An 18014-nucleotide genomic window follows, 5' to 3' on the forward strand; every position below is an offset into this window, starting at 1 on the left:
CGTCCTCCGTCCGGCGCACCATACCTGACAGGCAGGTAGCAAATCCGCAGACCGCGCAACAGATGGGTGGATCAAAGGCCGCAGTTTGTCGCCCCGCCACCGCAACGCGGCCCCGATCAACTGGACCGGGGCCGCGTCATGTCAAATCAAAGGGGCTCAGCCCGGCAGCACCTCGGTCACCGCCTGCGCCACCTTGCCGGCAACCTCATCCGCCTCGGCGCGGGTCAGGCAGAACGGCGGCGCAAAGCCAAGGATATCGCCCTGCGGCATCGCCCGCGCAATGACGCCCTTGGACAGCAGCGCCGCAGAGACCCGCGCGCCCACCTTTTCGCCCGCATCAAAGAAGGTGCGCGAATCCCGGTCAGCGACAAATTCCACCGCCGCCATCAGACCCTCGCCGCGGATCTCACCGACATTGGCGTGATCGCCCAGCGCGTCGCGCAGCGCCCCTTGCAGATAGGCGCCCACGTCCCCGGCGTTCTGGATCAGCTTCAGATCGTCCAGCAGTTGCAGGTTGGCCACCCCCGCCGCCGCCCCGATGGGATGCGCCGAATAGGTCCAGCCGTGGCCGATGGGGCCGTTCTCATCGGTGCCCTGCTCCAGCACCTTCCACATGCGGTCGCCCACGATGGACCCGGACAAGGGCGCATAGGCCGATGTCAGCCCCTTGGCGATGGTGATCAGATCTGGCGTCATGCCATAGTGATCGGACCCGAACATGCTGCCCAGACGGCCAAAGCCGGTGACAACCTCATCGGCGACCAGCAGGATGTCATGCTTGCGCAGCACCTCCTGAATGGCGGCCCAATAGCCCGGCGGCGGCGGCACGATCCCGCCCGTGCCCAGCACCGGCTCACCGATAAAGGCGGCGATGGTGTCCGCGCCCTCCCGCGCAATCAGCGCCTCCAGTTCGGCCACGCAATGGGCGGTGAACTGCTCTGGCGTCTGGTCCAGATTATCACGGCGATAGTAATAGGGCGCCTCGGTGTGGACCACCTGCGCCAGCGGCAGGTCGAATTTCTTGTGGAACAGCTCCAGCCCCGTCAGTGACCCTGTCACCAGACCAGAGCCGTGATAGCCGCGCCAGCGCGAGATGATCTTTTTCTTCTCGGGACGGCCAAGGATGTTGTTGTAATACCAGATCAGCTTGACGTTGGTCTCATTCGCGTCCGACCCCGACAGGCCGAAATAGACCTTGGACATGCCCGCAGGCGCGCGGTCGAGGATCATCTTGGACAGGGTGATTGACGCCTCTGTCCCGTGGCCCACATAGGCATGGTAATAGGCCAGCTCACGCGCCTGTTCGGCAATCGCCTCGGCGATCTCTTGGCGACCGTAGCCCACGTTCACGCAATACAGCCCGGCAAAGGCATCCAGCAGCCGGGTGCCGTCCCGGTCGGTGATGTGACAGCCCTCGCCGGTCTTGATCACACGGGTTGCCGTCTCGCCGCGTGCGTGCTGCGCCAGATGGGTCGAGGGGTGAAAGAAATTCTCGCGGTCCCATTCCGCCAGTTGGTCATTGGTCTTCATCCATGGCTCCTGTGTCGCGGCAGCGCGCCGCTGTTGTCTGGAAAGGAGGCCCCGGGTCACGCGCGGATCGGGTGCCAGAGGCTCCTCGCCCCCCGGCAGCAGCGCGCAATGCCTTTATTGCAGGGGGTAGCGCCTGCGTAACGGATTCCGGACGCCGCGACCAGTGGTCAAGACGACGGCAAAGCGTCGTTTTCCGCCATTTGCCTGCCGGGAATCTCCCTGCACGAAAATCTTGCGCCGCGTAAAAGCTCAACCTGTTCCACTCCGAAATCTCTTGAAGTCCCCGCCCCCCCGCACCTAGGGCTGGAGGAATGAACAGACAGGCACCAACCCCATGACCGCACCACATCTCCCGTTTACGATGGCCGAATATGCCCGCCGCATGACGCTGGTCGAACGGCGCATGGAAACGCTGGGGCTGGACGCGCTCTACGTGCAGGATCCGTCCAACATGGCCTGGCTGACCGGCTATGACGGCTGGTCGTTCTACGTCCACCAGGGTGTGATCGTCATCCCCGGTGAGCCGCCGCTGTGGTGGGGCCGCACGATGGACGCCAACGGCGCGCTTCGCACCGTCTGGATGAAACCGGAGCGCGTGCTGGGCTACGCCGATGACTTTGTCCAATCGACAGAGGTCCACCCGATGCAGGATCTCGCCGCCCACCTGCGCGCCCACGGCGTCGGCACCGGGCGCATCGGTGTTGAGATGGACAACTACTATTATTCCGCCCGCGCCCATCAGACCATGCTGACAGAACTGCCGGACGCCACATTCCACGACGCCACCGCGCTGGTGAACTGGCTGCGCGCCGTCAAATCCGGCGAAGAGATCACCTTTATGCGCCGCGCCGCGCGGATCTCGGAAAAGATGGTCGATGGTATACTAGACCGGGTCGAACCCGGCCTGCCCAAGAATGAACTGGTGGCAGAAATCCTTGGCGATGCGGTGCGCGGCGCGGATGGCCACTGGGGCGACTATGCCGCCATCGTGCCGCTGCTGCCCTCGGGCGTGGACGCCTCTGCCCCGCATCTCACATGGGACGGACGGCCATTCGAGACCGGAGAGGCGACGTTCTTTGAACTCGCAGGCTGCTACCGCCGCTATCACACGCCGTTTTGCCGCACCGTCTTCCTTGGCAAACCGCCGCAATACCTGCTCGACGCGGAAAAGGCGCTGGTCGAGGGGCTCGAAGACGGGTTGCAGGCCGCCCGCGCTGGCAACACCGCCGGTGACGTGGCCCGCGCGCTGTATGCGGCGCTCGCCAAGGGCGGCATCCAGCGCACCGGGCGCTGCGGCTATGCCATCGGCCTCAGCTATCCGCCCGACTGGGGCGAACGCACCATCTCGATCCGCACCAGCGACGACACAGTCCTGCAACCCGGCATGTGTTTCCACTTCATGCCGGGCCTGTGGATGGACGACTGGGGGCTGGAAATCACCGAATCCATCCTGATCAAGGAGGACGGCGCTGCCGAATGCCTCTGTGATCGGCCCCGCAAGATGTTCGTAAAGGACTGAGATGGAACTGCTCTACCGGACCGAGGCCCTGCTGGGCGAGCTGATCGCCTTCCCGACCGTTTCGGCGGACGGCAACCTTGACCTGATCGGCTGGGCGTCCAACTATCTCAAGGGGCTGGGCGCACACTGCGACGTCTCGCTGGACGAAACCGGGCACAAGGCCAACCTCTTTGCCACCTTCGGGCCAGAGGGCGACGGCGGGCTGGTCCTGTCGGGCCATTCCGACGTGGTGCCCGTCGCGGATCAGGACTGGTCCTCTGACCCCTTCGTCATGGAAGACCGTGAGGGCCGTCTGTACGGGCGCGGCGCCTGCGACATGAAAGGGTTCATCGCCTGCGTTCTGGCCCTCGCCCCCGAGATCGCGCAATGGCCGCTCAAACGCCCCGTGCACATCGTGCTGACCTACGATGAGGAAGTGGGCTGTTTCGGCGCCCGCGCGCTGGTCGAAGAGTTGCGCGCCCGCGAGTTGCGCCCCGCCACCGCCATTCTGGGCGAACCGACCATGATGCGCGTCATCGACGGCCACAAGGGCTGTTACGAATACACCACCCGGATCACCGGCTGCGCGGGCCACGGATCGGCCCCCGATCATGGTGTCAACGCGGCGGTCTGCGCCACGCGTTACGCCGGTCGCCTGATGGAACTGGAACAGGATCTGCGCACCCGCGCGCCTTTGGACAGCCCGTTTTCGCCGCCCTGGACCACGCTGAACATTGGCCGCATCCATGCGGGCCACGCCCATAACGTGATCCCCGACCACGCCGAGATCGACTGGGAAATGCGCCCGGTGCAACGCTCTGACGCCGACCACGTCCTGAGCGAAATCGACCGCTACGCACAAACCCTGCTGCCCGCCATGCGCGCCGTCCACACTGAGGCCGGTATCATCCGTGAGGTCATCGCCGAAACCCAGGGCCTGCACCCGGTCCCGCACAACGCCATCGCCGAAATCGTGTCGGAACTGACCGGCGCAAACGGCACCGACGTGGTGGCCTTTGGCACCGAGGCCGGGCTGTTCCAGTCGCTGGGGATGGATTGCGTCGTCTGCGGGCCGGGCTCTATCGAACAGGCACACAAACCGGACGAATACGTCAGCCGCGACCAGCTATCCGCCTGTCTGGACATGCTCAAGGGGTTGGAACGGCATCTGACCTGATCGCGCTTCCGAAGGTTTTCCCGAATTTCGGAGCCGCTTAACATCTCTTAATTCCCGCTTCAGGACCGCGCCCGCGCCTTCGTGACAGGATCAGGTATCAGATCCACGCACACGAAAGAGCACATCATGGCCTTCCTCCCGATCCAGTCCCGCCCGACAACCGCCGCCCCGGCCTTCCTCTCGGGACTGACCGCAATCCTCCGCGATGCGCTTGTGCGCGCCGTCTCCCGCCCGCGCAAAACACCCCAAGACATTCTCGCCGCCCAAGCCCGCCGCGCCGAGGCCCGCGCCGCCGCCGATCGCCTGCTCTGCTAAGGCGGAAAGCCGTTGCCCTCCAGCGCGGCGGCTATCGCCTCGATGTAGGTGGGACTGTCCTGTGGCCGGTTCTTGCGAAAATTGGCAACGGTCGTGTCCGGTGCCTTGCGGCGCAGGATCTCTGCCATCTGGGCCGACTCTTCCTTGCGGCCCAGCGCCCAGTAGATCCCCATCAGACCCAGATGAATGGTCGCAAACTCGGGGTATTCGCTCAGCGCCTGTTCGTACTGCGCCGCCGCTTCGTCAATCTTGCCCATCTGGAACAACGCATTGCCGATGCCCGCCGTAATGACCCCGATATCCGGATGCAGCGGGCTGATCCGACGGGCCCGGCGCAGCTCCGCAATCGCCGCCTCGTTTTCACTGAGATAGTTGTGAACCCAACCCAACAGCATCGCCACCGTGGCGGAATTGGGGTTCAGCACCTTGGCCCGCTGCAACGCCGTCAACCCGCGCCGCGTCTCACCGCCCACATAGGCGATGTAATGCCCGCAATAGGCCAGCGCCAGCGGGTCTTCGGGATTGGCGTCCAGTACCTCGTGCGCCAGCGGCAGCGCGGCGCGCGCCTGCTCAAACGTCCACCAGCGCGTCGCAACGGCCCCGGTATGGGCGTAACAAATCAGTGCCTTGGCCTGAAGGTAGTCCGGGTCCAGTGCCAGCGCCTGCCGCAACAGGTCCAGCCCCTCGATCAGGCTGTCCAGCGTGTTCTGCCGGTAGACCAGCGGCGCGGCACGCAGGCACAGATCATAGGCGGCAAGGCTGGCGGTGGGCTTGGCCTGCGCCCGCGTGGCCTCGGCCCAGATCAGCCGCGGTTCCAGCGCGGCAGCGACATGTTCCGCCACACGGTCCTGCAACTCGAATATCTCGCTGGCCTGCCCGTCGAACCGGTCGCGCCACAGGGTATGCCCGCTTTCCGCCTCGACCAATTGGGTGAAAATCCGCATCTGGTCGCCCGCCTGCTGGATGCTGCCCTCCAGCACATAGCGCACGCCCAGTTCGCGCCCGACCTCCGACAGGTCGATACTGCGCCCCTTGTAGTTGAAACTCGACGTGCTGGAGATCACGAAAAAGCCCGACACCCGCGACAACGCCATGATCACCTCGTTGACGATGCCGTCCACAAGGTAGTCGCGCTCGACCGCGCCGGTCAGGTTGGCAAAGGGCAGCACCGCCAGCGACGGGATGTCCGGCACCGGCAAGGCAGCCGCCTGCGGTGCGGACCCGTCCCCGGCGTCTTCTGTGGCAGTTGCGGCGGCGGTGGCGACAAAGCGATAGCCGATCCCCGGCACCGTCTTGATTGTTGCGCGGCCCAGCGCCTTGCGCAGCCCGGCGATCTGCACGGTCAGGTTGCTCTCCTCGACCATCAGCCCCGCCCAGACCGCGTCCAGCAGTTCGGCCTTGGACACCACCCTGTCGGCGTTGGCGACCAGATGCGCCAGCACGTCAAAGGCCCGCGTGCCCAGTGCGATTTCCGTGCCATCCAGCAGGACGATCCGCTGAGCGTGAAGAATTTCCAGTGTCACCCGACAAACCGCCTTTTTCCGGGCCAGCCCCGGGGAAAATATCCCGGCAGTATGGGTCAACAGGCCCCGCCCCCGCAAGCCTTTGAGACGGGTCAGGCTGTGGGTGGCAAAGGTTAAGCCTTTGTGAATCCGTCTCTGTAAGCCCTTGATTTTTCGTGACCGCCCGCCTGCCCACGCGTGGACACCCTTTTTCCGCCCCTCTCGACAAGCCCCCGTTCCACCCCCATCATGGCCGCCAGACCAGCGGGAGGAGCCCACATGAAAACCATCGTCGCCCACGGCGCCCATGACCTCAGGATCGAAGAGAGGGACATGCCCTCGCCCGGCCCCGGCCAGGTCCTGATCCGGCTCGAATCCGGGGGCATCTGCGGCTCTGACCTGCATTATTATCATCAGGGCGGCTTTGGCACGGTCCGCCTGAAAGAGCCGATGATCCTCGGCCACGAGGTCGCGGGCAAGATCGAGGCGCTCGGCCCGGACGTCGCCTCGCTGACCCCCGGCCAACGCGTCGCCATCTCTCCCTCTCGCCCCTGCCATGCCTGCCGCTTTTGCCACGCAGGCCAGCCCAATCACTGCCTCAACATGCGCTTTTACGGCTCCGCCATGCCCTTCCCCCATATTCAGGGTGCCTTTCGCGAATACCTCGTCGCCGACGTGGCCCAATGCGCCCCCGCCGATGATCTCAACGCCGGTGAGGCCGCGATGGCAGAACCCCTCGCGGTTGTCCTTCACGCCGCCAAACGGGCGGGCGATCTGCTGGGCAAACGGGTGCTGGTGACAGGCTGCGGCCCCATCGGCGCGCTGGCCGTGCTGGTGGCCCGCGCCGCAGGCGCGGCAGAGATCGTGGCGACAGACCTGACCGATTTCACGCTGAAGATGGCCACACAGGTCGGCGCGGACCGCGTGGTCAACATGGGTACAACCCCAGACGGGCTGTCCCCTTACACCGCCGACAAGGGCCAAATCGACGTGCTGTTCGAATGCTCCGGCGCGGCCCCGGCCCTGATCGCCGCCATCCCCGCGATGCGCCCCGGCGGGGTCATCATGCAGCTCGGGCTGGGCGGCGACATGACCTTGCCGGTGCAGGCGATCACCGCCAAGGAACTGCAACTGCGCGGCTCTTTCCGCTTTCACGAAGAGTTCTTTTCCGCCGTGGACCTGATGCGGACGGGGCGGATCAACGTGAAGCCGCTGATCACTCATGAGGTGGCATTGGAGGCGGCTGAAGACGGCTTCAAGATCGCCTCGGATCGCAATCGCGCGATGAAGGCACAGATCCGGTTTTCGTGAAAGCTGGGCGTCCCGGGTCAAGCCCGGGACGGGGCGGCCCGACTAGAGCTTCAGCTTCTTGAACACAGGTTCGGGAATGTTGCGGATGATCGCCATGACCAGCCACCAGATGCGGCGCACATAGATCACGTTGCGCCCCTTCTGCACCGCCTTCACCACCGCCGCGCCGACCTCTGACGGCTCGGCGGTCAGCTTTTCGGGCAGGTCCAGCCCTTCGGTCATGGCGGTGTTCACAAATCCGGGCAGCACCGTGACCACATGCACGCCCTTTTTCGCCAGCCGGTTGCGCAGCCCCGACAAGAAAGCAGTGAACCCCGCCTTGGCGGAGCCGTAGACGTAGTTCGTGGCCCGGCCCCGATCACCTGCGACAGAGCTGACTCCGACAAGCGTGCCCGATCCGCGCGCCTCAAACCGATTGGCCAGCAGGGCAAGGATACCGGCGGGGCCCTCGAAGTTGGTGCGCATCATAAGAGCGGCCTGAGCCTGATCCTGTTCATTTTCCGCCTGCTCACCCATGTATCCCACAACACTGACCGCAACGCCGGGCAAGGCAGGCAAGCCGTCGACAAAGCCGCCAAACCCGTTGCTGTCCAGCACGTCAAACTCATGCAGCGTGACGTCCACCCCGTGGCGCAGGGCAAGGTCGGTCTGCACCGTATCCAGCCCCGCAGCGCCGCGCGCGGCCAGTTGTATCGGATGACCGGCGGCAGCAAAAGCATGGGCGATAGCCTGCCCCATGTCCGAACGCGCGCCAAGGATGAGGACGGGGAGTGGGGTCAAAGCGATAGCCTTTCGGATTGGGCAGAGGCGAAGTGTTCCTTGAGGCCGCGCGCCTCGCGCAATGCCTCAAATTCAGCGGCGCGGCTGTCGGATTCGCGCAGGGTTTCAGCCCCCATGCGGCTGTCCTTGGCGAGGTAGAACCGCCCCCCGTGACTGACGGCAACGGCGTCAAGCTGATCCAGTAGGTCCAGCGTATGTGGCTTCATCGGGAAATCGAGCGCCAGCGTATACCCCTCCATCGGGAAGGAAAACGCGCTGTCCTGGGGGCCAAATCGTTTGAGGACGGCCAAGAAAGACCCGGCCCCCGCCTCGGTGATCGCCTCCAGCAATTCCGTCAGTCCGGTACGGGCTGTGTCCAGCGGCAAGACGCATTGGAACTGGGCAAAGCCACGCCGGCCATAGATGCGGTTCCATTTCAGGACCGCGTCGAGGGGGTAGAAATAGGTGTCCCAGTCCACCAACGCCTTGGTCGGCTTCCACGCGCCGACGCGGTAGTACAGCTCATTGAAGGCGCGCACCGTCCAACGGTTCAGCGCGAAACCCGGAAAATCGAGCGGCACCGTATGCGCGCCCTTGTGCCCGGCATCCAGCGGGGTCCGCGCCTTTTTGGCATCCAGGTCGGCTCGTGCCGCATGGTCCCCCAACATCACCAAAGAGCGGCCAAGATGCGCTCCCCGGCTCATGCAGTCGATCCAGGCCACCGAATAGGGCACATGAGCGTGCTGCTCAAAGAGGTCCATCGCGGCGCCCAGATCCGGGGCGGGCAGAGTTGTCTGGTTGATCCAGGCGGTTTCGACAGGGCGCAGGCGGATGGCGGTGCGGACAATCACCCCGGTCAGCCCCATGCCGCCCAACGTGTGGCGGAACAGGTCGGGGTCGTCCTCGCGTGAGATGCGGCTGATCTGCCCGTCCGGTCCCATCAGGTCGATCCACTCGACACAGGTGCCGAAACTGCCGTCGACATGATGGTTCTTGCCATGCACATCCGCGGCAATCGCCCCGCCCAGCGTGACGAATTTCGTGCCCGGCGTGACCATCGGGAACCAGCCACGCGGCAAGAAGGCGTCGATCACGTCCCCCAGCAGCACACCGGCCTCAGCCACCAGCACGCCGGTTTCAGCGTCAAACGACAGCATGTGATCAAAGTGGCGCATGTCCAGCGTTGTGTGCGCACCCACAGCACTGTCGCCGTAGGACCGCCCGTTGCCGCGCGCGATGACAGGCTCATCGCCGGTCACCAACGCCTGCAACGCCGCGACATCGCGTGGCGCGCACAGCTGAGTTTCGACAACGGGAAAGCGGCCCCAGCCTGACAGTTTCATGACGTGACTCCTAGACGCGCGTTCGTAAAGACAAAACGCCGGTCCAGATTGTACTTGATGACGTAGCCGACCATGAGGCCAATCACCGCGCCCATCTCTCGCATGGCATCGGTGTGCCAGATCAGCCAGAATGCCGTCTCTGTCCCCCAGAAGATCGCCGTCGTGACGATGCCCATGACCGTGTACAGCGTGAACTTGCGGCCATGCGCCCGCAGGCCGGTGGCGTCGTCGAAAAAGATCCACCGCTTGTCGAGCGCGTATTTCACCACCAGACCGGCCAGCGTCCCCGCCGCGACGGCCAGCGCAAAGACCGTGCCGCTGTCGCCGCCCAGCAGGACAAGGCGTTGCACGCCCAGATTGGCCAGGGTCGCCAGGACGGCAAAGCCGGCGTAGCGCAGGATCAGGGCCTGTCGTGACATGTTACAGTGTTCCCGCCATTGCGAATCCCAGACTGAGCACCATGCAAATCTGACTGGTCCGATCACGAGCAGCATAGACCAGCGGATCGTCGTGCATGTGACCCCGGTGGGCGGTCATGATAGTACGGGTGATCCAGAACAGCAGCACCGGACCGATGCCCCACAGCATGATCGGCGCCTTGTACAGCACAATGACATCCGGCGAGTCGAGATAGAGCACCAGCACCAGGATAGAGACATACCCGGCGGCAATGGCGATCATGGTGATGATCGGCAGATCGCCTACGTTATAGCCCCGCCCACGCGCACGCAGCGTTCCCCGCCGGGCGCTGTCGACCAGTTCGGCCTGACGTTTGACCGCCGCAAGCGAGAGAAAGAAAAAGATGGCAAAGGCCAGCATCCAGACCGACAGCGGGATGCCGGTCGCCACCGCACCTGCGACGATGCGCATGGTGTACAGGCCCGCCAGAACGCAGATGTCGATCACCATCTTGCGTTTCAGGTGCAGCGAATAGGCCGTTGTCAGGACAAAGTAGCCGCAGACCACGGCAAAAAACGACGGACCCACCGACAACGATACGATGGCCCCGGCGGCGAAAAGCCCCGCCGCCATGATCATCCCGTGTGACAGGGGCACCTCGCCAGAGGCAAAGGGGCGTTTGCGTTTGCGCGGGTGCGCCCGGTCCGCGTTCAGATCGGTCATGTCGTTGACCACATAGACGCTGGACGCGATCAGGCTGTAAGCGACAAAGGCCGCGACCGCGAACGCCAGGGTCGCTGCATTGAACTGATGTCCAGCAAGCATGGGCAGAAAGACAAGGACGTTCTTAAGCCACTGATGCGGGCGCAGCGCCTTGATGTAGGGCCGGATGCTTTGCGGCACGGTGGTCAGATGCTCGACCTCTTTCGAGACGGCCTCTGCCTCGGCGCGCAGGCGGGCAGAGGCGTTGACGGTGACGGCCTTTGCGGCGTGTTGCCAGACCGGCAGATCTGCGGCGCTGTCGCCCATGTAGACATAGCCGCCTGCCCCGAAACGCCCGGTCAGAAAGTCGGCCTTGGTCGGTCCCTTGAGATTGCGGTTGCCGTCAGAGCCGTGGACCTCGTCAAACACCTTGAGATGGTCGGCGATCGCCTCGGCCAGCGATTGGTCAGAGGCGGTAACCAGGGCTGTGCGGCCCCCTTTGGCACGCCACGCCTCGATATAGGCCAGCACCTGTTGGTCAAACGGCAGGGTCGCGGTTTCCAGCCGGGCGGATTCGGCGAGCCGCTGCTTGAGAACCGCCCGACCATGACCCAGCGCCCGGACAGCCGTCAACGCAACGGTCCAGTCCCGGCCGAAGGCAGTCCAAAAGCTTTCGTACAGCATGTCGCTGCGCAACAGTGTGCCGTCGAGATCAACCACAAGGATCGGCAAGCCCTTGGCGTGATCCGCGACGCCCCCCGCCCGGTCAGACACCTCGTCCGGACCGCCTGCTGTCTCTTGCGCTAACATACTGCTGCCTGCTCAGGTATCTGTTTTGCAGACAGTCTAAAAGAGCGGGTCTGTGCCGTCGAGGCGGGAATGTGGCGCTCTTGAGATGTGTCCGGCGCGCCACAGGCGGGGCGCGGGTCAGCCCGCGCGCATCCAGTTTAGCGATTCCTCCGTCGCGCCCGGCGGGCGGTACTCTGCTCCAATCGGGTGCGGCCATCCCAGCCGGTCGATGGCGGCAAACACCTCTGGATAGGCGATTTCGCCATGATCCGGAGGCCCCCGATCCGGCACGGCGGCAAACTGGATATGACCGATGATGGGCAATAGATCGGCCAGACGAGTCAGCAGATCGCCTTCGGTCCGGGCCACATGGTAGCAATCGAACATCAGCCGCGCGTTGGACGAACCCAGCGCCGTCAGAATGTCCCGTGCCTGCCCGGCGTCGCGCAGGAAATACCCCGGCGCGTCGTGACGGTTCAACGGTTCGATCAGGATGGTGCGCTCGGTCTGCGCGCAGGCATAGGCCAGCGTTTCCAGAAACGCCTCGTGCGCCGCCGGTCCTTGTGCCAAACCCGCCATGACATGGATCGCCTGTGTGTCTGTCGCTTCGGCATAACCGATGGCCTCATCCACAAGTGCCCGCGCCTGCGGTCCCTGCCCCGGCAGCGCGGACAGCCCCATGGCCCCCTCTGGACCACGGCGCGTATTCAGACCCAACATCGGCAGTCCGGTGTCGAACAACGCGGCCCGCAAGTCGGCCACCGGCACCTCGAACGGCCAATGGCATTCGACCGCGTCAAACCCGGCACGCGCCGCCGCGCGAATGGCATCAGGGAGTGGGAGGTCCTGCCACAAGAACCCGAGATTGGCTGAAAACCGGGGCATCGTCACCTCCTGCCACGCGCCGCAAACTCTGGCGCCCGTCAGCATTTGGCCACGGCACGCCCGCAATGAACAGCCACCTGCATCAGCCCGGCGTGATCGCCTTGACGTGACACGCCCGCGCGTCCCAAACTCTGGCCGATGAGGAACGAGTGGCGTCACCGAAAAAACGGGACGTGGGGGAGACAAACATGATCAGCCAAGAGCTTAACGACCAATTGACCCGCGTGAACCAAGGCCAGCCTGCGGGTGAAGTGCTGCGCCGCTATTGGCAGCCCGCCGCTCTGAGCGACGAACTGGCCGGACCTCGCCCGGTGGTGCCGGTGACCCTGCTGGGCGAACAGCTGGTCCTGTTCCGCGACAACGACGGCGCGCTGGGGTTGATCGGGCGACATTGCCCGCACCGCGGCGCGGATCTGTGTTTCGGTCGGCGTGAGGACAACGGGCTGCGCTGTCCGTTTCATGGCTGGCACTTTGACCGCACCGGCCAATGCGTCGAACAACCGGGCGAACCCGAAGGCAGCCGGATGCACGAACAGGTCCGCACCCCCGCCTACCCGGTGATCGAACGCAACGGCATCGTCTTTGCCTATCTCGGCCCGGGCGATCCGCCGCCGTTTCCGAACTTTGACTGTTTCCGCGCGCCCGGCACACATGTCTTTGCCTTCAAGGGGTTGTGGGAATGCAACTGGCTGCAGGCGATGGAGGTCGGGATCGATCCCGCCCATGCCTCTTTCCTGCACCGTTTCCTGCAGGACGAAGACCCCAAGGACAGCTACGGCAAGCAGTTCCGCGACAGTGCCGCCGACACTAATATCCCGATGACCAAGCTGCTGCGCGACTATCCCCGCCCGGAAATCCGCGTCGATGAAACGGATTTCGGCCTCAAGCTGACCGCCCTGCGCGCCATGGAAAACGGGTTGACCCATGTCCGCGTGACCAACCAGATCTTTCCGCAGGCGATCTGCATTCCGATGAGCCGCGAAATGACCATCACCCAGTGGCATGTGCCGATCGATGACACGACGTGTTATTGGTATTCGATGTTCACAAGTTTCACCCAGCCGGTGAACAAGGAGCTGATGCGCGAACAACGCCTGAAAGAACACCGCCTGCCCGACTACGCGCCGCTGAAGAACAAGCGCAACGACTATGGCTATGACCCGGCAGAACAGGCCGACGAGACCTATACCGGCATGGGGTTGGACATCAACGTGCATGACCAGTGGGCCGTCGAAAGCATGGGAGCCATTCAGGACCGCACGCAGGAGCACCTTGGCAAGACCGATGTGGGCATCATCCGCTATCGCCGCATGTTGCGCGCCGCCATCGCGGCACTGGAGGCGGGCGATGAGGCGGCGCTGCCGATGCGGGGGGATGCGGATGTGGCGGCCCTCGCCGGGCCGCTGTCCAACGACGCCATCGCCGACAGCGCCGATTGGGAAGCCGCAAGCCTGCGCGCCGACGCCGAGCGCCGCGCCGCCTGCCCTTGGGACGCAAAGCTCTGATGCGGGCGCAGATTGCGGCAGGACGGCTGGCCGGTGACGGGTTGATAGACGCGTCGGCGGCAGCCGACGTCCTGGACCGCGCCGATGCCGAGGGGATCGAAACGGTGCGCATGGTCTTTGCCGATGCGCATGGCATCCTGCGCGGCAAGACGCTGACGCGGCGCGCTCTGGTCGGGGCGTTTTCCTCCGGGCTGCGCGCCCCGTCGACCTTGTTGCTGAAGGATATCTCACACCGCACGGTCTTTCCGATCTGGTCAGACACGGGCGACGCGCCGATGACCGGGGCCAGTGACCTGTTGCTGGTGCCGCGGCCTGAAACCTTTGCCCCGCTACCGCACGCGCCGCATTCCGCGATGATGCTGTGCCGAGTGCTGCGGACGGATGGCGCGGAAATCCCCTTTGAGACGCCGACGATCCTGCAACGTGCGGTGGACCGGCTGGCGGACAAGGGTATGCGCGCGGTCATGGGCCTTGAGGTGGAATTCCAGGTCTTTGAACTGGTCGATGCCGCGCGGGACCATGCGGATGCCACGATGCCGCCCCGCCCGCCCCTGACGCGCGGCGTGAACCAGGGATGGCAATACCTGACAGAGACCCGCTACGATGCGGCCGAACCGCTGCTGGACAAACTGCGGCGCGCGGCCGAGGCCATGGGCCTGCCGGTACTCAGCGTCGAGATAGAGATGGGGCCAAGCCAGTTTGAGTTCACCTTCGAGGCCGCCGACCCCATGACAACTGCCGACCGTGCTGTGCTGTTCCGCACGCTGGTCAAGGAGATCTGCGCACGCGAAGGGTATCTTGCCTCCTTCATGGCCAAACCGCGGCTGGAAAACGCCGTGGCCAATGGCTGGCACATCCATCAAAGCGTGACGGATCTGGCAGGGCGCAATCTGTTTACCCCCGAGCAAGACGGCGCGTTGACTGGGACGGCCTCCGCATGGATCAGCGGGCTGTTGGCCCACGCGCGGGCCTCTTGCATCGCCACAACCCCCACAGTGAACGGGTACAAGCGATTTACCCCCTTCCAACTGGCCCCTGCCCGCGTGGGTTGGGGATGGGATAATCGCGGCGCAATGCTGCGGGCGCTGGTGGTGTCCGGGGACGCCGCCAGCCGGGTGGAAAACAGGGTCGCAGACAGCACGGCAAATCCGTACCTGGCACTGGCGTTCCAGATCCTGTCCGGGCTTCACGGGATAACCTCTGAGTTGCAGGCGCCGCTGCCGCTGGTCAATCCGTATGACGAAACCGCAGGTGCATTGCCTCAGACGCTGGGGGCTGCCATCGAGGCATTCGAGACCTCCTCCATGTATCGCGCAGCACTCGGCCTCGAGACGCAGGGATACCTGTCCCGGTTGAAACGGGCGGAATGGGAACGCTATCTGGCCACCGTGTCCGAATGGGAGCAAGCAGAATATTTCACTGCCTTCTAGCGCCAGGATTCGACACCGGGGTCAGCGGAATTTCAAAGGCTCATCACCATCGAAAAGATAGGACACATTCCAGTTTTCGGTATCGGAAAGACCTCGAGCAGCCAACATATCGACAATTCGCTTGTCGATCGTGTCGACAAAACGGCCAAACTCCATCTCATCCCGGATCACCTTGGCAACATCCTGAGCAATCTGAACTCTTTGCTGCGCCAGCAACTCACCGATCCAGTGCCGGGACGCTTCGGCGAATATCTTGGCAGAGGCAATCATCAATTCACGCAATTTGTCGATACTCAGTGCATCTTTATCGAGGCAATCCAGTGAGCCCTTTTTCATCGACGCGACAGCGACATCCGTGCGCATCTCTGTCGAGATCATGACAATCGCCGCACCAAAATTCATCGGGTGGTTTTGAACTATCCGTTGAGCGTGCAACCCATTGCCGTGGGGCAGAAGATAGTCGATAAAGATGACATCATACGCGCGTTCGTCCAATGCCTTTTCAAACTCAGAAATATCCGCAGCGGTCCAGGATCTTACGGGTAAACCGGTTTTTTTGCAGTCGCGGATGATCTTGTTCTGGTCAAAACGACTGTCGTCCAGGATCAGGATATCGAATCCATTGCTGCGCTGGAACGCGGTCGAGGACTCCTGATATTGCGCTTCCATCGTAGGAAAATCGTCAGGGGTCGTTGGGCCAATCGTCGGGCCAGTCGGTGTTTGCTGCATCACTAGGACTCCGCCCTTGTTTCGAAGTTACGATCACGCTAATTCCGCAACACCAAACAACCAATTAATGAAACCAATATGATTCAGTCCAATTCTTGGAAAATCGGAAAATCACAAAAATTGCCGGAAACACTGCGACATGTTACGGATCCCTGATTAATAGTTTCGGACCCCAACCCGATGAAAAATAAACCCTCCGACCGAGAGCTTGACTCATATCTCTACGCAATCACACACGACCTGAAAAGTTTTTCGCGTGCGATGCGTGTCATCCCGGATTGGATCATCGAGGACATCGAACAGTCGCACGTCTCACTTCCCGAGGAAGTGACCGAGCATCTGTCGATGTTGCAGCATTATGCGCGCGGCATGGACAAAATGCTGGACGGGCTTACAGACTTGTCGCGTGTTGGTCGTCTTGCCCACGCGTCCGAACAGATCCAACTGCGCGAGGCTTTGGACCTGGCCTGGACCGAAATCGGTGCCTCACCGGGATTTACGGCCGATTTTTCACAAGTGGACGCCACGATCATGGCCCCGGCCAACGATATTCAGCGCCTGCTGCAAGCCTTGCTCAGGAACAGCGTGTGCCATCATGACGGGAACACTGGCTTGGTCAGGGCCAAGGCCCGCCCGGACGGGGACCGCATCATTCTTGACGTGATGGACGACGGGCCAGGTATAGATCCGGCCTATCACGACAAGGTCTTTGACCCGCTGCACACACTCCTTCCCAAAGACGACACCGGGTTTTCCGGCTTGGGACTAACGGTGGCGCGCAAGGTCATGACTACGCTGGGCGGCGAGATTGCCATTGTAGACGGAGCTTCAGCCAATGACCGGGGTTGCACAATACGCTGCGACTTGCCCACCGAGTAACTGGCAATCAAAACGCGCCTTCGCGCAACATGCTGTCGATCCCTTCAAGATGCCCCATCTCCAGCGGCTTTTGGATATAGTCCCGGACCACGTCGTAGGCCGATGCGCGTTTGCGGTCCTGATCCGAGATGGACGTCGTCAGCATGATCACTGCCGCCCTTACAAAGCCCGGACCAAAGCGCGAGACGGCCTCGTCCAGAAACTCAAACCCGTTCATCCGCGGCATGTTGATGTCGAGAAGAATGATGTCGATGGCCGGTCGATCCGGCTGGGCCAGAAACGCGATCGCATCCGGCGCCATAAGGAAACAGTGCAAGGTATCGACAAGCCCCGATTTCTTGACAAGGCGCGAATACAGCTTTTGATCTACAGCATTGTCATCAATGATCATGAGCGAGGGGATCATGGCGTTTCCTTTCTGAGGATGACGGTGAAAGTGCTTCCGACACCGGGCGTCGAGGCGACACCAATTCGGCCACGGTGGTTCAGCGCGATGCGATGGCAGACAGCCAGACCCAATCCATGACCGCTGTAGTCCAAAGTGGAGTTGAGACGTTGAAATAATTGAAAGATCCGATCCAGGTGGGCGGCCTCAATGCCAATGCCGTTGTCAGTCACCGACAGTCCGACAAAACCCTCCGGGGCGCTGACTCGATCGAAAGAGATCACAGGGACTGCGCCGGGAAGTTGAAATTTGACCGCATTTTCAATCAGGTTCGCCAGCAGGATCCGCAATTGCCCCGGTGAGCCCGTCACATGGTCAAGTGCATTGACCGTGATCAAGGCCCCGCTGCGCAGGACCATGTCCGAGAGGTCGGCAACGACCTCACGCGCCACTTCGTCCAGATCGACATCATCCCGCGCAAGGGTGGGGGCGATGGCATTGGTGTAGGACTGGACGCTGTCGATCAGGCTGGACATGCCGCCAAGCGTCTCTCGGAGATCATTCAGCAATCCCTTGCACGCGGTTTCAGGATGCTCCCCGATTTCCTCGCTCAGGGCAGCCGCGATCATGAGGGCGGTATTCGTCGGCGATTTGAGGTCATGAGAGGTGGCATAGGCGAACGCGCGCAAGTCCTCTGTCGAGGCTTCAGCCAGCCGGATCTGTTCTTGCAGATCCTCGTTCAGCATCTGGATCTGGCGCATACGCGCCCGTTCTTCGGTCACGAGATATAGCTAAAAGTTGGTGATGGCCCCTGAGGGGCGGCATATCATGGCGTTGTTGACGCGCCGCAATTCTCGATTGAGAAAAGGATATGCC

17 protein-coding genes are annotated in these 18014 nt (G+C 63.0%); 7 read left to right on the forward strand and 10 right to left on the reverse strand.

Translation table 11 applies throughout. The annotated features are described in order from the left end of the window. Positions 1–156: 156 nt before the first annotated feature. Complete coding sequence (locus CHB90_RS13765; protein WP_089278445.1) at positions 157–1530, reverse strand: aspartate aminotransferase family protein; 1374 nt, start codon at positions 1528–1530, stop codon at positions 157–159. Between the two features lie 334 nt (positions 1531–1864). On the opposite strand from CHB90_RS13765, the gene CHB90_RS13770 reads away from it, so the two are divergent. The 3 genes from CHB90_RS13770 to CHB90_RS13780 all read left to right on the forward strand — a co-directional run bounded on the left by CHB90_RS13770 (position 1865) and on the right by CHB90_RS13780 (position 4520). Further along, entirely contained in the window at positions 1865–3049 is a 1185-nt protein-coding gene (locus CHB90_RS13770; RefSeq protein WP_089278446.1) for a M24 family metallopeptidase, read from the forward strand. A 1-nt stretch (position 3050) separates the two neighbouring features. Beyond that, complete coding sequence (gene argE / locus CHB90_RS13775; RefSeq protein ID WP_170941064.1) at positions 3051–4205, forward strand: acetylornithine deacetylase; 1155 nt, start codon at positions 3051–3053, stop codon at positions 4203–4205. A gap of 126 nt (positions 4206–4331) precedes the next feature. Further along, positions 4332–4520, forward strand: a complete 189-nt coding sequence (locus CHB90_RS13780) for a hypothetical protein (RefSeq protein WP_089278447.1) — start codon at positions 4332–4334, stop codon at positions 4518–4520. Here the strand turns inward: CHB90_RS13780 and CHB90_RS13785 are convergent. Then, a complete protein-coding gene (locus CHB90_RS13785) occupies positions 4517–6043 on the reverse strand; it encodes a winged helix-turn-helix domain-containing protein (RefSeq protein WP_170941065.1) in 1527 nt (508 codons plus the stop codon). The two genes, CHB90_RS13780 and CHB90_RS13785, sit on opposite strands and share 4 nt — an antisense overlap. Before the next feature lie 258 nt (positions 6044–6301). Here CHB90_RS13785 and CHB90_RS26180 point away from each other — a divergent pair, with 258 nt between their 5' ends. Further along, positions 6302–7333 carry an L-idonate 5-dehydrogenase gene (locus tag CHB90_RS26180; protein WP_141135882.1) on the forward strand — a complete coding sequence of 344 codons (1032 nt, stop codon included), beginning with the start codon at positions 6302–6304 and terminating at the stop codon, positions 7331–7333. A 42-nt stretch (positions 7334–7375) separates the two neighbouring features. Here CHB90_RS26180 and CHB90_RS13790 read toward each other — a convergent pair whose 3' ends face one another. The 5 genes from CHB90_RS13790 to CHB90_RS13810 all read right to left on the reverse strand — a co-directional run bounded on the left by CHB90_RS13790 (position 7376) and on the right by CHB90_RS13810 (position 12210). Then, entirely contained in the window at positions 7376–8113 is a 738-nt protein-coding gene (locus CHB90_RS13790; RefSeq protein ID WP_089278449.1) for an SDR family oxidoreductase, read from the reverse strand. Continuing rightward, complete coding sequence (locus CHB90_RS13795) at positions 8110–9435, reverse strand: FAD-binding oxidoreductase (RefSeq protein WP_089278450.1); 1326 nt, start codon at positions 9433–9435, stop codon at positions 8110–8112. The genes CHB90_RS13790 and CHB90_RS13795 overlap by 4 nt, the downstream gene beginning before the upstream one ends. After that, positions 9432–9854, reverse strand: a complete 423-nt coding sequence (locus CHB90_RS13800) for a GtrA family protein (protein ID WP_089278451.1) — start codon at positions 9852–9854, stop codon at positions 9432–9434. Before CHB90_RS13800 ends, CHB90_RS13795 begins: the two co-directional genes overlap by 4 nt. A gap of 1 nt (position 9855) precedes the next feature. Continuing rightward, complete coding sequence (locus CHB90_RS13805) at positions 9856–11346, reverse strand: UbiA family prenyltransferase (protein ID WP_089278452.1); 1491 nt, start codon at positions 11344–11346, stop codon at positions 9856–9858. A gap of 117 nt (positions 11347–11463) precedes the next feature. Further along, the gene (locus CHB90_RS13810) at positions 11464–12210 is read right to left on the reverse strand and encodes a hydroxypyruvate isomerase family protein (RefSeq protein ID WP_089278453.1); all 747 of its coding nucleotides are present in this window, start codon (positions 12208–12210) and stop codon (positions 11464–11466) included. 188 nt (positions 12211–12398) lie between these two features. On the opposite strand from CHB90_RS13810, the gene CHB90_RS13815 reads away from it, so the two are divergent. After that, a complete protein-coding gene (locus CHB90_RS13815; RefSeq protein WP_089278465.1) occupies positions 12399–13715 on the forward strand; it encodes an aromatic ring-hydroxylating dioxygenase subunit alpha in 1317 nt (438 codons plus the stop codon). Beyond that, on the forward strand, positions 13715–15145 hold the full coding sequence (locus CHB90_RS13820; RefSeq protein WP_089278454.1) for a glutamine synthetase family protein: 1431 nt from the start codon (positions 13715–13717) through the stop codon (positions 15143–15145). Before CHB90_RS13815 ends, CHB90_RS13820 begins: the two co-directional genes overlap by 1 nt. Positions 15146–15166: 21 nt before the next feature. Here CHB90_RS13820 and CHB90_RS13825 read toward each other — a convergent pair whose 3' ends face one another. After that, positions 15167–15874 (reverse strand): response regulator, encoded by a 708-nt coding sequence (locus tag CHB90_RS13825; RefSeq protein WP_089278455.1) that lies wholly within the window; start codon positions 15872–15874, stop codon positions 15167–15169. 180 nt (positions 15875–16054) lie between these two features. On the opposite strand from CHB90_RS13825, the gene CHB90_RS13830 reads away from it, so the two are divergent. Beyond that, positions 16055–16753 (forward strand): sensor histidine kinase, encoded by a 699-nt coding sequence (locus CHB90_RS13830; protein ID WP_089278456.1) that lies wholly within the window; start codon positions 16055–16057, stop codon positions 16751–16753. A gap of 7 nt (positions 16754–16760) precedes the next feature. Here the strand turns inward: CHB90_RS13830 and CHB90_RS13835 are convergent, their stop codons facing one another. Both CHB90_RS13835 and CHB90_RS13840 read right to left on the reverse strand, forming a co-directional pair. Continuing rightward, positions 16761–17159, reverse strand: a complete 399-nt coding sequence (locus CHB90_RS13835) for a response regulator (protein ID WP_089278457.1) — start codon at positions 17157–17159, stop codon at positions 16761–16763. After that, positions 17156–17920: a sensor histidine kinase gene (locus tag CHB90_RS13840; protein ID WP_141135883.1), complete on the reverse strand. Its 765-nt coding sequence runs from the start codon at positions 17918–17920 to the stop codon at positions 17156–17158. Before CHB90_RS13840 ends, CHB90_RS13835 begins: the two co-directional genes overlap by 4 nt. Between the last annotated feature and the right edge of the window lie 94 nt (positions 17921–18014).

Origin of the sequence: Antarctobacter heliothermus, from assembly GCF_900188425.1 — a bacterium.
GTDB lineage: Bacteria > Pseudomonadota > Alphaproteobacteria > Rhodobacterales > Rhodobacteraceae > Antarctobacter > Antarctobacter heliothermus.

Coding starts and splice junctions, on each gene's coding strand:
- CHB90_RS26180 (WP_141135882.1), top strand. CDS start 6,302: ATGAAAACCATCGTCGCCCACGGCGCCCATGACCTCAGGATCGAAGAG.
- CHB90_RS13805 (WP_089278452.1), bottom strand. CDS start 11,346: ATGTTAGCGCAAGAGACAGCAGGCGGTCCGGACGAGGTGTCTGACCGG.
- CHB90_RS13780 (WP_089278447.1), top strand. CDS start 4,332: ATGGCCTTCCTCCCGATCCAGTCCCGCCCGACAACCGCCGCCCCGGCC.
- CHB90_RS13820 (WP_089278454.1), top strand. CDS start 13,715: ATGCGGGCGCAGATTGCGGCAGGACGGCTGGCCGGTGACGGGTTGATA.
- CHB90_RS13795 (WP_089278450.1), bottom strand. CDS start 9,435: ATGAAACTGTCAGGCTGGGGCCGCTTTCCCGTTGTCGAAACTCAGCTG.
- CHB90_RS13800 (WP_089278451.1), bottom strand. CDS start 9,854: ATGTCACGACAGGCCCTGATCCTGCGCTACGCCGGCTTTGCCGTCCTG.
- CHB90_RS13810 (WP_089278453.1), bottom strand. CDS start 12,210: ATGCCCCGGTTTTCAGCCAATCTCGGGTTCTTGTGGCAGGACCTCCCA.
- CHB90_RS13765 (WP_089278445.1), bottom strand. CDS start 1,530: ATGAAGACCAATGACCAACTGGCGGAATGGGACCGCGAGAATTTCTTT.
- CHB90_RS13835 (WP_089278457.1), bottom strand. CDS start 17,159: ATGATCCCCTCGCTCATGATCATTGATGACAATGCTGTAGATCAAAAG.
- argE (WP_170941064.1), top strand. CDS start 3,051: ATGGAACTGCTCTACCGGACCGAGGCCCTGCTGGGCGAGCTGATCGCC.
- CHB90_RS13825 (WP_089278455.1), bottom strand. CDS start 15,874: ATGCAGCAAACACCGACTGGCCCGACGATTGGCCCAACGACCCCTGAC.
- CHB90_RS13815 (WP_089278465.1), top strand. CDS start 12,399: ATGATCAGCCAAGAGCTTAACGACCAATTGACCCGCGTGAACCAAGGC.
- CHB90_RS13830 (WP_089278456.1), top strand. CDS start 16,055: ATGAAAAATAAACCCTCCGACCGAGAGCTTGACTCATATCTCTACGCA.
- CHB90_RS13770 (WP_089278446.1), top strand. CDS start 1,865: ATGACCGCACCACATCTCCCGTTTACGATGGCCGAATATGCCCGCCGC.